Source organism: Nocardiopsis tropica, from assembly GCF_042660575.1.
Classification (GTDB): Bacteria; Actinomycetota; Actinomycetes; order Streptosporangiales; family Streptosporangiaceae; genus Nocardiopsis; species Nocardiopsis tropica.
Map to the genome: position 1 here is coordinate 26,128 of NZ_JBHSUF010000019.1, position 13,662 is coordinate 39,789.

The window sequence follows — 13,662 nt, forward strand, 5'->3', positions numbered from 1 at the left end:
CCGGCACGGCGCCGGGGACGACGGTTCACCGTCCTGAACCGGCCGCCCCGTCCCTCCCGGGCGCCCCACCCCGTCACCTTCTCCCCACACCGGCGCGGCAGACCGCCCGTCGAACCTCCCAGGAGGTCCCCCATGTCCACACAGCAGAGCAGCGGCAGACTCACCGCGGTGCGCTCCGGCGTCCAGCGCTTCGGCGGGTTCCTTGCCAGCATGGTGATGCCCAACATCGGCGCGTTCATCGCCTGGGGCATCATCACCGCCCTGTTCATCCCCGACGGCTGGCTCCCCAACGAGTACCTGGGCCAGCTCGTCGACCCGATGATCAAGTTCCTGCTCCCGCTGCTGATCGCCTACACCGGTGGAACCCTGGTGTACGAGCAGCGGGGCGGCGTCGTCGGCGCGGCCGCCACCATGGGCGTCATCGTCTCCGCCGACATCCCCATGTTCCTGGGCGCGATGGCCATGGGCCCGCTCGCCGCCTACCTCATGAAGCAGTTCGACCGTCTCGTCCAGCCGCGCATCAAGGCCGGCTTCGAGATGCTGGTCAACAACTTCAGCGCGGGCATCCTCGCCGCGCTCCTGGCGATCCTCGGCGCCTACGTCATCGGCCCGGTCGTCCGGACCATCGCCGACGCCCTGGGCGCGGGCGTGCAGTTCCTCATCGACATGAGCCTGCTGCCGCTCGTGTCGATCATCGTCGAGCCCGCCAAGGTCCTCTTCCTCAACAACGCCATCAACCACGGCGTCTTCACCCCGCTGGGCTCGGCCCGCGCGCTCGCCGAGGGCAGCGCCATCGAGTTCCTCATCGAGGCCAACCCCGGCCCCGGTCTGGGCATCCTCCTGGCCTGCATGCTCTTCGGCCCGAAGGTCAGCCGCGCCACCGCGCCCGGCGCGATCGTCATCCACCTCTTCGGCGGCATCCACGAGATCTACTTCCCGTACATCCTCGCCCAGCCGAAGCTGATCCTCGCCGTGATCGGCGGCGGCATGTCCGGTGTCGCGACCTTCATGGTCATGGACGCCGGGCTCGTCTCGGCCGCGTCGCCCGGCAGCATCATCGCCCTCATGGCCGTCACCCCGCCCGGAGGCCACCTCGGCGTCCTGGCCGGTGTCGTCGCCGCCACCATCGTCTCGTTCGTCCTCGCCTCGCTCCTGCTCGGCTTCGGCCGCTCCGAGCGCAAGGCGGCGAAGGAGGAGAAGGCCAAGCAGGCCGCTGCAGAGAACCAGGAGACCACAGCATGAGCAGCATCCAGGGGTCGGACATCAAGAAGGTCGTCGTCGCCTGCGACGCCGGCATGGGGAGCAGCGTCCTGCTGACCTCCCAGCTGAAGAAGACCCTCTCGCCCCACGGCGTGACCGTCGAGCACTCCGCGGTGGACCGCATCCCGGACACCGCCGACGTCGTCCTGTGCCAGGCGGGCCTGGTCGCGCGTGCGAAGACCCGGGTGCCCGACACCGTCGTGGTCGGCTTCCAGATGTTCCTGGGCGACCCCGCCTTCGCGCGTCTGGAGCAGGCCATCCGGAACGGGGAGACCCTTGCCGACTGACCTCGCCCTGACCGCCGACGCGGTGCGCCTGGGCCGCGTCGCCGCCGACAAGGCCGACGCCATCGACCAGTGCGGTGCGCTCCTGGTCGAGCTGGGCTCCGTCGAGCCGGGCTACGTGGCCGCCATGCACGAACGCGAGGCGTCCGTCCCCACCTTCGTGGGCGAGGGCGTGGCCATCCCGCACGGCACCGACGCCGGGCGGGCCCTGGTCAAGGAGACCGCGCTGGCCGTCCTCCAGTTCCCCGACGGGGTCGACTGGGACGGGCCCACCGTGTACGTGGCCATCGGCATCGCCGCCTCCGGGGAGGAGCACCTGGGTGTGCTCTCGTCCCTGGCGGGGGTGCTCACCGACCCGGAGAAGGCGGCGCGCCTGCGCTCCGCCGCCACCCCGGACGAGGTCATCGACCTGCTCGGCCCCGGCCGGAGCGGTTGAGCGGCCCCACCCACGAGGCCCCCCGCGCCGGCCCACCGGCCGGTCAGTCCACCACTTCACCCGCCGGGCCGGGACCCGGCCCGGCGGGGCACCACCAGAAAGGCCCGAACATGCTCGTCGCCCGCTTCTACGCGCCCGGTGACATCCGACTGGAGCAGGCCCCCGAGCCGACCGCCGGACCCGGACAGCTCAAGATCGCCGTCGTCAACTGCTCCACCTGCGGCACGGACGTGAAGATCTCCCGGCACGGCCACCACCACATCCGTCCGCCCCGCGTGATCGGCCACGAGATCGCCGGGCGCATCGTGGAGGTGGGCGAGGGCGTCAGCGGCTGGGCCGAGGGCGACCGCGTCCAGGTCATCGCGGCCATCCCCTGCGGCACCTGCGTCGAGTGCGCCGACGGCCGCTTCACGGTGTGCTCCAACCAGGAGTCGATGGGCTACCACTACGACGGCGGTTTCGCCGAGTACATGATCATCCCCGAGTCGGTCCTGGCCGTGGACGGGGTCAACCGGGTGCCCGAGAACATCGACCTCGCGGAGGCCTCCGTCGCCGAGCCGCTCGCCTGCGTGCTCAACGGCCAGGAGATCGCCGGGGTCGGCGAGGGCGACACGGTCGTCGTCATGGGCGCCGGCCCGATCGGCTGCCTGCACGTCCGGCTTGCGCGCGCCAAGGGCGCCGCGAAGGTGTACCTGGTGGACATCAACCGCGGCCGCCTCGACATGTCCGCGAACATCGTCCAGCCGGACGCCACCATCTGCGGCGAGGAGGTCGACGCGGTCGAGACGGTTCTCGAGCTGACCGGTGGCCGGGGCGCCGACGTGGTCATCACCGCCGCCGCCTCCGGGCGCGCCCAGGAGGACGCCCTGCGCATGGTGTCGCGCAGCGGCCGGATCAGCTTCTTCGGCGGCCTGCCCAAGGACGCGCCGATCATCCAGCTGGACTCCAACCTGGTGCACTACCGGGAGATCTCCATCTTCGGGGCCAACGGCTCCAGCCCGGAGCACAACCGCCGCGCCCTGGAGCTGATCGCGTCCGGCGCCGTCCCCGTGGCCGACCTGATCACCGAGCGCATGGCCCTGTCGGACGTGCACAAGGCCATCGAGACGGTCGCCTCCGGCACCGCCATCAAGGTCACCATCCAGCCGTAGGCCCCGCACGGGCGCGGACCCGGGACGGAGGCGGTGACGGGCCTCCTCCCGGGGCCGGGCCGTAGGGGGCGGCCCCTACGGCCCGGCCCCGGCGGGGTTGTCCACAGCCCCTACCGGGCGCGGCCGTTCCGGGGTTTGCTTGATACAGGGGGGCCGAAGGCCCGTCCGGCACCGTGCTGCCCGGCAGCCGCCGCCGACCCGGCGGAGCGCCCCGGTTCCCCGACCCGCGACCTCCTCCCGGCCCCTCCGGTGCCCTGACCCCGCACCGGCCCGGCCCGGGAGCCCGACCCGCACCGGCCCGGCCCGGGAGCCCGACCCGCACCGACCCGGCTCCGGTCCCCGCCCGCCAGGCAACCCGGCCCGTACCGGTCCAGGCAACCCGGCCCATACCGATCCGGCCCCCGCACCACCGCACCGCACCACAGCCCAGCACCGCACCACAGCCCAGCCCGCCCCCACTCCCCACCCCCGACCGCACCCGTCCCGACCCGTCCAGGAGTCCCGCGGCGCGATCCGGGGCACAGATCCCTCGGCCCGTCCCCCCGGGCCGCCCACCGCCCACCGACGTACGGAGCGACCATGGCGCAGACCGAACACCCCTCGCCCACCGCCGGTGCCACCCGGCTGTCGGGCATCCCGGCCAGCCCCGGCGTCGCCGTCGGCCCGGTCGCCCGGATGGCCGACCCGCCCGCCCTCCCGGCGGAGCGGCCCGAGCCCGGCGACCCCCGGACCGAGGCGTCCACCGCCCGCGGGGCCCTGGAGAAGGTCGCCGACCTGCTCGACGCCCAGGCCGCGCAGCTCACCGGCGAGGCCGCCGCGGTGCTGGGCGCGCTGGCGCTCATGGCCCGCGACCCCGAGCTGGGGCGGCGGGTCGAGGAGCGCGCCGAGGCCGGCGAGCCCGCCGCATGGGCGGTGCACTCCGCGTGCGGCGCCTACCAGGAGCTGATGCTCGCCGCCGGCGGCTACCTGGCGGAGCGCGCCGCCGACCTCGCCGACATCCGCGACCGCGCCACCGCCCTGCTCCTCGGCCTTCCGATGCCCGGTCTGCCCGACCCCGGTGTCGCGCACGTGCTGGTCGCCGACGACCTCGCCCCCGCCGACACCGTCCGGCTCGACCCCGAGCAGGTGCTCGGGATCGTCACGCGCCTCGGCGGACCCACCAGCCACACCGTGATCCTGGCCCGCGCGCTCGGCATCCCCGCCGTGGTGGGCTGTCCGGGCGCCGAGACCCTGCGCGACGGGGTCCCGGTGGCGCTGGACGGCGACGCGGGGACCGTCGAGCCCGAGCCCGACGCCGAGCTGGCCGACCGGATGCTGCGGCGCACCGAGCGCCGGCGCGCCCTGCTCGCGGAGTCCACGGGCCCCGGCCGGACCGAGGACGGGGTCCCCGTCGCCCTGCTGCTCAACGCGGGGGAGGGCGACCCCAAGGAGGCGGGCGCGCACGACAGCGAGGGCGTGGGCCTGCTGCGCACCGAGTTCCTGTTCCTGGACCGCGCCGACCCGCCGACGGTGGCCGCCCAGACCGACACCTACACGCGGCTGTTCGAGGAGTTCTCGGGGCGGACCGTCACGGTGCGGACCCTGGACGCGGGCTCGGACAAGCCGCTGGCGTTCGTGGAGACGGGCCACGAGGACAACCCGGCCCTGGGCGTGCGGGGGTTCCGGACCTCCCGCGTGCACCCCGGCCTCCTGACCGACCAGCTCGCCGCGATCGCCGCCGCGTCCGAGGAGACGGGCGCGCGGGTGCGGGTGATGGCGCCGATGGTGTCGACGCCCGACGAGGCGTCCGACTTCGTGGCGCTGGCGCGCGAGGCCGGGATCCGCGAGGCCGGTGTGATGATCGAGGTCCCGGGGGCGGCGCTGCTCGCCGACCGGCTGATGAGCCGCGTGGACTTCGTGTCGATCGGCACCAACGACCTCGCCCAGTACACGATGGCCGCCGACCGCACCCTGGGCACCCTTCCCGACCTGCTCGACCCGTGGCAGCCCGCCCTCCTGGCGCTGGTCGGCGCCGTGGGCGCGGCGGGCGAGCGGTCGGGGCGCCCGGTGGGCGTGTGCGGCGAGGCCGCCGCCGACCCGCTCCTCGCCCTGGTGCTGGTGGGCCTGGGGGCGACCAGCCTGTCGATGTCGGCCCCCGCGCTCCCCGCGGTGCGCCACGCCCTGGCCCGCCACAGCCAGGGGGAGTGCCGCCGCCTGGCCGAGCTGGCGACGGCCGCCTCCAGCGCCGGCCGGGCGCGCGAGGCGGTGCGTTCGGCCGCCCACCCGGAGACCGTGGACTGATCCGCTGACACCGGTCCGGAGCCCCACGCGCCCACGTCCCGCCGGGACGTGGGCGCTCTCGTGTGCCGCCGGACCGGCCGGCCCCGGGCCCCGCGTGCCGGGGCGCCCCCGCGCCCGGGACCACCGGCCGGAAGCCGCCGCCAGGGTCCCGCCCCCGGCCCGCCGCCCGCCCCCAGGGGTCAGGGCGCGGTGGCGGCGGGCTCCCAGGCTCCGCAGACCACCTCGGGCACCAGGGCGAGCCGGTCGCGGATCGCCTCGGCCAGGTCGTCGGTGTCCCTGGACCCTGAGCCGCACCACGCCTGGTGGGCGCTGGTGATGACGGAGAGGAACACGGCGGCGAGCACGCCCGGGCGCGGGTCGGTGTCCGGATCCGTGCCGGTGCGCTCGCCGATCACCCCGGCCAGCCGCAGCTGCCTGCTCAGGCAGTAGCGCGCGTTGAGGTCGATCAGCTCGGGGTTGCCGGTGATGACGCCCATCGCGCTGCCCTGGATGTGCAGGGACTCGCGGTCCAGGTAGCCCCAGTGCTCGTGCATCGCGTTGCGCAGGGCCGTGAACGGGGGCTCGTCGGCGGGCCGGGAGCGCAGGGCGGCGTACAGGTACTCGTCCACGCCCTCGACCGCCTCCAGGACGACGTCCTCCTTGGAGGCGAAGTAGCGGAAGAACGTGCGCTGGGAGACCCCGGCGCAGGCCGCGATCTCCTCGGTGGTGGTCCCCTGGTAGCCGCGCTCGTGGAACAGCCGCAGCCCCGCGTCGAGCAGGGACTCCCGCATCCGGGCCTTCTTGCGCTCGCGCAGCCCGGCCTCCGCCGGGGTCTGGCACGGCTCGGCGCTCGTCGCGGCCATGGAGCGGCCTCCCACGTGTCGGTTGCTTCGCCACGAGGATACAACAGTGAAACAGATTACGTCAGTCACTGACAAAAAGCAGTTGCTGTAATCTGTCAGCCACTGTCATAATCACGCTCGCAAGCGGACGACGAGCGGGGGGCCACATGACGGCGGCGACGGAACCGGTGACCACGGGAGCGGAGGGCACGGGTCCGCCCGCTCCTCGGGGACGGCTCCGGGAGAGCCCCTGGGCGACCCTGGTCGCCATCGCCTTCGGGGTGATGATGGTGGCGCTGGACGGCACCATCGTGGCCGTCGCCAACCCCGCCATCGGCGCGAGCCTGGGGGCCTCGCTCGCCGAGCTCCAGTGGGTGACCCACGGCTACCTGCTCGGACTGGCGGTCTTCCTGATCACCGCGGGCAAGATCGGGGACCGGTTCGGCCACCGCAACACCTACCTGGTGGGCGTGGTCGGCTTCGTGCTCAGCTCGGTGGCGATCGCGCTGTCCGCGGGCGTCGCCATGCTCATCGCCTTCCGCGTCCTGCAAGGGGTTTTCGGAGCCCTGCTCCTGCCCTCGGCGATGGGCCTGCTGCGCTCCGGGTTCCCGCCCAGCAAGCTGGGCCGGGCCTTCGGCGTCTTCGGCAGCCTCATCGGGGCGGCCACGGCCGGCGGCCCGATCCTCGGCGGCATCCTCGTGGACGCCTTCGGCTGGGAGGCCGTCTTCTACATCAACGTCCCGGTCGGCGCCGCCGCCCTGGCCCTCGGCCTGTGGCTGCTCGCCGCCAACCGCGCGACCGACCCCGGCAGCCGCATGGACGTCCCCGGCATCGTGCTGATCAGCGTCGCCATCTTCGCCCTGGTCTGGGCCCTCGTCGAGGCGCCCGCCGCGGGCTGGGGCCACCCGGTCACGCTGGCCTCGCTCGCCGCCGCGGTCCTCTTCGGCGGCGCCTTCCTGCTCTGGGAGCGCCGACCGGAACAGCCGCTCCTGCCCCTCGCGCTGTTCGCCAACCCCTCGGTCTCCATCGGAACGCTCCTCACGGTGGCCATGGCGCTGAGCCTGATGGGGTCGCTGTTCTTCATCACCTTCTACCTCCAGGGCATCCAGGGCATGAGCCCCGCCCGGACCGGGCTCCAGCTCATCTCCATGACCGCGCTCATGGCGGTCACCTCGCCCATCGCCGGACGGGTCCTGGACCGCGTCGGAGCCCGTCCGCCCACGACGGTCGGCCTGCTGCTGGCCTCGGCGGGCATGTTCATGCTGTCCCGGCTGGAGACCGACACCGGCGTGGTCTTCATGTCGGCCGCCTTCGTCCTGCTCGGCACGGGACTGAGCCTGATCATGACCGGCGCCACCGCCGCGATCATCGGCAACGCGCCCGTGCGCCTGGCGGGGGTCGCCTCGGCGGTGCAGCAGGCCGCCATGCAGCTCGGCGGCTCCCTCGGCACCGCGGTGCTCGGCGCGGTCATGTCGGCGACCATCGTCTCCACCCTGCCCGGCCACTTCGCGGGCGCGGGGCTCGCCGAGCCCTCCGCGGACGACCTCGTCGACATGCAGAGCGTCGTGGCCCAGGGCGGCGCGGTCCTGCCGGAGGGGGCCTCCCCGGAGGTCGCGGCCGCCGTCACCCAGGCCAGCAACCTCGCCTTCATGGACGGCCTGCACCTGGCCTTCACCATCGCCGCCGCGGTCATGCTGGCGGCGGCGGCGCTGTCGCTCCTCATGCGCTCGGGGAGGATGACCGACGGCCCGGCCGTGCACATCTGAGCCCGCCCGGAGGGGCTCCGGTCCCGCCGCGAACGGGACGGCGGGCGCCCGGCGGGACCTCCGCCGAGCGCCCGCCCCGCGCGGGCCGGGCCGGGACGGCGGTCCCCGCCCGGCCCCGCCGGCTCAGGTGGTGTAGTCGGCGTTGATCCGGATGTAGCCCTCGGTCAGGTCGCAGCCGTAGGCGGTGAACTCCCCGCCGCCGATCCCCAGGTCGACGCCGATCAGGACCTCGTCGCCCTTCATGTGCCGCGAGGCGCGCTCCAGGACCTCGTCCGAGGGCTCGGCGGGGTAGGTCTCCACGTCGCCGAAGACGATCCGCACGTTCTCCGGCAGGATGTCGGTCTCCTCCTCGCACTTGCCGACGGCCATCGCCACCCGGCCCCAGTTCGGGTCGGCGCCGTGCACGGCGGTCTTGACCAGGGGCGAGTTCACGACGGCCTTGGCGACGACCTTGGCCTGCGCGTCGTCGCGCGCACCGGTGACGCGCACCTCCAGGAGCTTGCCCGCGCCCTCGCCGTCCGAGGCGATCATGCGCACCAGCTTCAGGGCCACCTCGTACAGGGCGGCCTCGAAGGCGGCGGTGTCCACCGGACCCGCCAGCCCGTTCGCGAACACCGCCGCCGAGTCGCTGGTCGAGGTGTCGGTGTCGATGCTCAGCGCGTTGAACGTCCGGTCCACCACCCTGCGGAACACCTCGTCGAGCACCGGCTGCTCCAGCTCGGCGTCCGTGAAGAACCAGGCCAGCATGGTCGCCATGTTCGGCTCGATCATGCCGACGCCCTTGGCGATGCCCGTGACGGTGGCGCCGCCCACCCGGGCGGAGGCGGCCTTGGGGTGGGTGTCGGTGGTCATCATCGCGCCCGCCGCGCGGTCCAGGTCCGCCGGGGGGAACTCCGCGGGCAGCCCCTCCAGGTGGGCGCGCACCTTCTCCATCGGGTAGGGGCGCCCGATCACACCGGTCGACGCGACCAGGATCTCCTCCGGGGCCACCCCGGCGGCGCGGGCCACGCCCTCCTGCAGCTCGCGGGCGTGGTCGTCGCCGACCCGGCCGGTGGCCACGTTCGCGTTGCGGGCGATCACGGTGACGCCGCGCGCCCGGCCGTCCGCGGCCGTCCTGCGGCTGAGCAGCACGCTCGGCCCGGCGAACCGGGACCTGGTGAACACGGCCGACACGTTCGCGGGGACCTCCGACACGACCGCGAAGAAGTCGTCCTTCGGGTCCTTGATCCCGATGTTTCCGGCCACGCCGCGGAATCCGGCGGGTACGGGGGTCTGGCTGCTCATGGTCCTCCTCGGGGCTTCTCCGGCGCCACACTACTCCGCGGCCCCGCGGCCGGACGCGCCCCGTGCCCCGGGCCGCGCCCTCGCGGACACGGGGCCGCATTACGGTCTTGACCTGCACGGGTTTCGTCCTGTGTCCCTTGGGCGACCGTGTGACAACGACCGGATAACGGGGTATCCGCCGAGGGGGAGCAGACCGGGGGGAGACGTGTTGTGCGTGATGGTGACTGGCTCACGGAGACCGGGGCGCGGATCCGCGGCGTCCTGAAGGTGATGGTGGACGCCGGATGGCTGCCCGGCGGCGCCGCCGTCATCGGCACCGGCGGCATGTGGGAGTTCGTCGCGGTGGGGCGGACCGACGGCGAGAGCGACACCGCTCCGGACGTCGCCTACGACGTGGCGAGCCTGACGAAGGTGATGGCGACCTGGCCCCTGGTCGGCCGGGCGGTCGCCGAGGGGGTGCTGGACCTGGACGCCCCCATGTCCGAATACCTGGACGCGGAGGGGCTGCCGGGCGCTTCGGTGACCACGCGCCAGATCCTCACCCACACGGCCAGGCTCAACCCGGTGACGTGGCTGGAGCGCTACGTGGGCGCCGACCAGGACCTGGCCGAGGCCATCCTCGCCGATCCGCTGGAGGAGCCCGGGTACCGCTACGTCGACCGGGGGTTCATCCTGCTCGGCCTGCTCCTGGAACGCCTCTACGACACCGGCCTGGACCGGCTCGCCGGCGACCTCTGGGACGAGCTGGGGATGCGCTCGACCGCCTACGGGCCGCTGGCGCGGTCACCGGCCGTGGCGCCCACCGAGCGCCGCCTGCCGGGCGCCGCGCCCGCCTGGGGCGTGGTGCACGACGAGGCGGCGGCGCTGATGGGCGGTGTGGCGGGGCACGCGGGCGTGTTCTCGACCGCCATCGACCTGGGCGCGTACGCCCGGGAGGTGCTGCGGCTCCACGGGGGCGGGTCCGGCCCCGTGCCCTCGCCGTTCGTGCGGGAGAGCTGGCAGCCGCACGTCGACGCCGGTCAGCGCCTGTGGCGCGGGCTCGGCTGGCTGATCACCCCCGAGGGGGTGGTCCACCACAACGGGTTCACGGGGACGAGCCTGTTCCTGCACCCGGAGAGCGGCCGGTACGTGGGCGTGCTCACCAACGCCGTGCACTACGGGCGCGACCGGGTCGGGCTGGGGGACCTGCGCTCGGCGGCGCGCTCGGCGCTCACGCCCCAGGCCCACGGATCGCCGCCGTGAGCTCCCCGAGCAGTTCCGCCAGCCCGGCGGGGCCGGGCACGACCAGGTCGGCGGCCTCGGCCACCGCGGTCACCTCGTCGGAGGAGGAGCACACGGTCAGACCGGGCAGGCCCTTCCCGCGCAGGGCGGCCACGGCCCCGAAGGCGGGCAGGTCGCCGAGGTCGTCCCCGGCGTAGAGCACCGTGCCCGCACCGGTCTCCTCGACCAGCGCGGTGAGCGTCGCACCCTTGTCCACACCCTGTGGACGGAGTTCGACCACCATTCGCCCCGGCTCCAGCCGGAGGTCCGCCCGCTCGGCCAGCTCCGCCAGGGCGGGGGCGACCAGGGCGAGCGCGCCGTCGGGATCGGCGGTGCGCCGCGTGTGCACGCTCAACGACCGGCCCTTGTCCTCGATCCAGGTGCCCTCCGGCGCGCCCACCCGTGCGAGCAGGCCGGGAAGCTCCTCCCGGACGAGGGCCACGCCGGGCGGCGGGTCGGCGGCCAGGACCTCTCCGCCCTCCCAGCGCTCGGCGCCGTAGTGGCCGAGCACGGTGATGCCGGGGACCCGCTCCAGCCCGCCCATGGCGACCGCCGCGGCGGCGGGCCGCCCGGTGATGATCGCGACCGAGCCGATCAGCCCGGCCAGGTCGGCGAGCGTGTCCACGATCCCCGGGTAGGGCGCGGACTCGCGCGGGTCGTCCACGATCGGTGAGAGCGTGCCGTCGAAGTCGAAGGCGGCCAGGGCGCGTCCGGGGTCGGTGACGAGGGCGTCGAGCGCGGCGCGTCCGGCGTCCGTGCTCGGTCGGGGCAGGGTCATGGAGGGCCTTTCCGGTGGGGCCGCGCACGGGGGCGGGGCGGGCGGATCAGGGCGGGTGGAGCGCCGGAGAGCCGGAGTGCCGGAGGGCCCGTGCGCCCGGTCCGGGCCGGGGCCGCGGTGACGGGAGTCCCGGTCTGCGGCGGGATCCCCGGCGGCGGTCGGCGTCCCCGGCCGGGGAGGGGCGGTGCGCCGGGATCGGCCGGTGCGACACGCCCGGGGGATCCGGTGGAGAACGCTGCCCGCGGGGTGAGGTCGTCGCCCCGGGCGGGTACCGCGTTCACGTGACCGAAAAGAGAAGGCGGAAGGGGCTCAGAGCTGGATGCCCAGCTGACGTGCGTTGCGCTGGCGGCGGCGGTCGGCGCGCAGCCGGCGCAGGCGCTTGACCGTCATCGGGTCGAACGCCAGGGCCTCGGGGCGTTCCACCAGCCCGTTCAGCAGTTGGTAGTAACGGGTCGCGGAGAACCCGAACTCGTCACGGATCGCCTGCTCCTTGGAGCCCTCGAACTTCCACCACTGGCGTTCGAAGGCGAGGATGCGCTGTTCGCGTTCGGCGAGGGCCGACTGACCGTCTCCGGTCGGACCGATATTCGGCATGGGACACCCCCTGGACGGGAAATTGGTTTGTCCGGATCGGCGCGACTCATGCTAGCGACTCGACATGCCGTATGCGGACCCGAAAACACAGGACTGGCAGCAGGGATACAGTTACGTTCTCTACCCCTGGGGTCACTTGTCCACGCCTGAATCCTGTGCTCATGACAGGATTGGGGAGGTCCGGGGAGGGCCGCGTGGAACGTCGACCGCATCGTTCGAGGGAGCCAGACGTGCTCGGGGGCAACAGTCGTGACAGGACACACACACGCCATGTTCTTGGTGGGACCGCCGCGGCCTGCGCGGCCGTCGCCGTCCTCGGCCTGACGGCGGTCCCCGCCGCGGCCGATGGCCAACCGGACCTGAGCCCGGAGCAGTGGGGCCTCCAGGCGATCGGGGCCCGGGAGCTCTGGGAGGAGACCCAGGGCCAGGGCATCACCGTGGCGCTGCCCGGGATCGCCGTCTACGAGGACCACCCCGACCTGGTGGACAACGTCACGGTCGACACGCAGTTCGGTGAGGACGGCGACCGGGACGAGGGCAGCGGCGCCGCCGCCCTGGTCGCGGGGCACGGCCACGGCATGGACGCCGACGGCGGCGTGCTGGGGGTGGCGCCCGCCTCCGAGCTCCTGGTGCTGCCCACCGGGAACGAGCTGCCCGCCGCCATCCGCTTCGCCGCGGAGGAGGGCGCCCAGGTCATCCTGCTCCCGGAGACCGACGAGTCGGTGGACCTGACCGGCGCCACCCAGGACGCGGTCCGCAACGGCGCCCTGGTCGTGGGCCCGGCCGGGGGCCGTGACGACGCGAACGTCCTCACGGTCGCCGGCACCGCCGAGAGCGGCGAGCTCATCCCGGGCTCGCCGGAGGCCGCGGGCGTCGGGCTGACGGCCCCCGGGGCCGACCTGGAGACCGCCGGACCCGACATGGGGCAGGTCCAGGTGACCGGCACCCCGTACGCCGCCGCCATGGCGGCCGGCGCTGCCGCGCTCCTGCGCGCGGACTTCCCGCAGCTGCGCCCCGAACAGGTCCGCGAGGCCCTGGTCGAGGGCGCCCAGCAGGGTCCCGGAGGACTGCCCGCCCTGCACCTGCCCAGCGCGCAGACGCAGGCGGCCGGGATCGCGCAGGACATCCCCCTCATCGACGAGGAGCTCGTGAACGAGGGGGAGGAGTCCGGGGGAGTGCCCGTCTGGGCGTGGTTCGTCACCGTCGGCGCCGTCGTGGTCCTCGGGGTCGTCCTGCTGGTCGTCTGGATCCGCCGCAGCACGGCCGACCCCTACGGGGTGGAGGCCGAGCGCCGCGAGGAGGACGAGCAGATCGCCGCCGAGCGGGCCGCCGAGGCCGGTCCCGCGAGCCGCCGCAAGCCGAGGGGCGGCCGCCGCCGCAAGACGCGCGGCGACTGATCCGGGCCGACGCCCGCCGCGCCCGCCCCCGCCCGGGGGCGGGCGCCGGTGTGTCCGGGCGCCGTTCGCGCGTGACGCGCCCCTGCGCCGTGCGGTGCGCCCCTGGGCCGGACGGCGCCGACCCGCGCCGGGGGCCGCCAGGGCCGGCGGCCGCCGTCCCCCGCCCGCCGCCGCCCCCCGCCGGGCGGTGCGCGCGGAGGGCCGCGCCGGATCCGGGCCCCGAGGGCGCGCGGGCCCCCGCGGAGCCCTCCCGGAAGGCACTTCCGGCCCTCCGGGGCGAGAAGCGTCGCGGCTCGTCACACCCGGCCCACAGCCCGTGATGTGACGTCTGCGCGTGCATATGTAAGCACG

At 74.5% G+C, this 13,662-nt stretch carries 12 protein-coding genes; 8 read left to right on the top strand and 4 right to left on the bottom strand.

Features of this window, described 5'->3' with window-relative positions:
* Positions 1-132 precede the first annotated feature (132 nt).
* From ACFQBR_RS25870 to ptsP, 5 genes are all read left to right on the top strand, one after another.
* A complete protein-coding gene (locus ACFQBR_RS25870) occupies positions 133-1,242 on the top strand; it encodes a PTS mannitol transporter subunit IICB (protein ID WP_267947902.1) in 1,110 nt (369 codons plus the stop codon).
* Positions 1,239-1,547 carry a PTS sugar transporter subunit IIBC family protein gene (locus ACFQBR_RS25875; protein ID WP_267947903.1) on the top strand — a complete coding sequence of 103 codons (309 nt, stop codon included), beginning with the start codon at positions 1,239-1,241 and terminating at the stop codon, positions 1,545-1,547. Before ACFQBR_RS25870 ends, ACFQBR_RS25875 begins: the two co-directional genes overlap by 4 nt.
* A complete protein-coding gene (locus tag ACFQBR_RS25880) occupies positions 1,537-1,980 on the top strand; it encodes a PTS mannitol transporter subunit IIA (RefSeq protein WP_267947904.1) in 444 nt (147 codons plus the stop codon). The genes ACFQBR_RS25875 and ACFQBR_RS25880 overlap by 11 nt, the downstream gene beginning before the upstream one ends.
* Positions 1,981-2,090: 110 nt before the next feature.
* Positions 2,091-3,131, top strand: coding sequence for a zinc-dependent dehydrogenase (locus ACFQBR_RS25885; RefSeq protein ID WP_267947905.1), 1,041 nt, complete (start codon positions 2,091-2,093; stop codon positions 3,129-3,131).
* 579 nt (positions 3,132-3,710) lie between these two features.
* Positions 3,711-5,411, top strand: a complete 1,701-nt coding sequence (gene ptsP, locus ACFQBR_RS25890) for a phosphoenolpyruvate--protein phosphotransferase (RefSeq protein ID WP_344185196.1) — start codon at positions 3,711-3,713, stop codon at positions 5,409-5,411.
* A gap of 179 nt (positions 5,412-5,590) precedes the next feature.
* Here ptsP and ACFQBR_RS25895 read toward each other — a convergent pair whose 3' ends face one another.
* Positions 5,591-6,253, bottom strand: a complete 663-nt coding sequence (locus ACFQBR_RS25895; RefSeq protein WP_344185898.1) for a TetR/AcrR family transcriptional regulator — start codon at positions 6,251-6,253, stop codon at positions 5,591-5,593.
* Positions 6,254-6,399: 146 nt separating this feature from the next.
* On the opposite strand from ACFQBR_RS25895, the gene ACFQBR_RS25900 reads away from it, so the two are divergent.
* Positions 6,400-7,998 (top strand): MFS transporter, encoded by a 1,599-nt coding sequence (locus ACFQBR_RS25900; RefSeq protein ID WP_344185897.1) that lies wholly within the window; start codon positions 6,400-6,402, stop codon positions 7,996-7,998.
* Between the two features lie 123 nt (positions 7,999-8,121).
* On the opposite strand, the gene argJ is transcribed toward ACFQBR_RS25900, so the two are convergent.
* A complete protein-coding gene (argJ, locus tag ACFQBR_RS25905) occupies positions 8,122-9,282 on the bottom strand; it encodes a bifunctional glutamate N-acetyltransferase/amino-acid acetyltransferase ArgJ (protein WP_344185896.1) in 1,161 nt (386 codons plus the stop codon).
* A gap of 210 nt (positions 9,283-9,492) precedes the next feature.
* Here argJ and ACFQBR_RS25910 point away from each other — a divergent pair, with 210 nt between their 5' ends.
* Positions 9,493-10,524 carry a serine hydrolase domain-containing protein gene (locus tag ACFQBR_RS25910; protein ID WP_267947910.1) on the top strand — a complete coding sequence of 344 codons (1,032 nt, stop codon included), beginning with the start codon at positions 9,493-9,495 and terminating at the stop codon, positions 10,522-10,524.
* On the opposite strand, the gene otsB is transcribed toward ACFQBR_RS25910, so the two are convergent.
* Together otsB and ACFQBR_RS25920 are read right to left on the bottom strand one after the other, a co-directional pair.
* Positions 10,493-11,320 carry a trehalose-phosphatase gene (otsB, locus tag ACFQBR_RS25915; RefSeq protein WP_267947911.1) on the bottom strand — a complete coding sequence of 276 codons (828 nt, stop codon included), beginning with the start codon at positions 11,318-11,320 and terminating at the stop codon, positions 10,493-10,495. The two genes, ACFQBR_RS25910 and otsB, sit on opposite strands and share 32 nt — an antisense overlap.
* A gap of 309 nt (positions 11,321-11,629) precedes the next feature.
* Entirely contained in the window at positions 11,630-11,914 is a 285-nt protein-coding gene (locus ACFQBR_RS25920; protein ID WP_267947912.1) for a DUF3263 domain-containing protein, read from the bottom strand.
* A 230-nt stretch (positions 11,915-12,144) separates the two neighbouring features.
* On the opposite strand from ACFQBR_RS25920, the gene ACFQBR_RS25925 reads away from it, so the two are divergent.
* Complete coding sequence (locus ACFQBR_RS25925) at positions 12,145-13,311, top strand: S8 family serine peptidase (RefSeq protein WP_352982995.1); 1,167 nt, start codon at positions 12,145-12,147, stop codon at positions 13,309-13,311.
* The last annotated feature ends 351 nt before the right edge of the window (positions 13,312-13,662 follow it).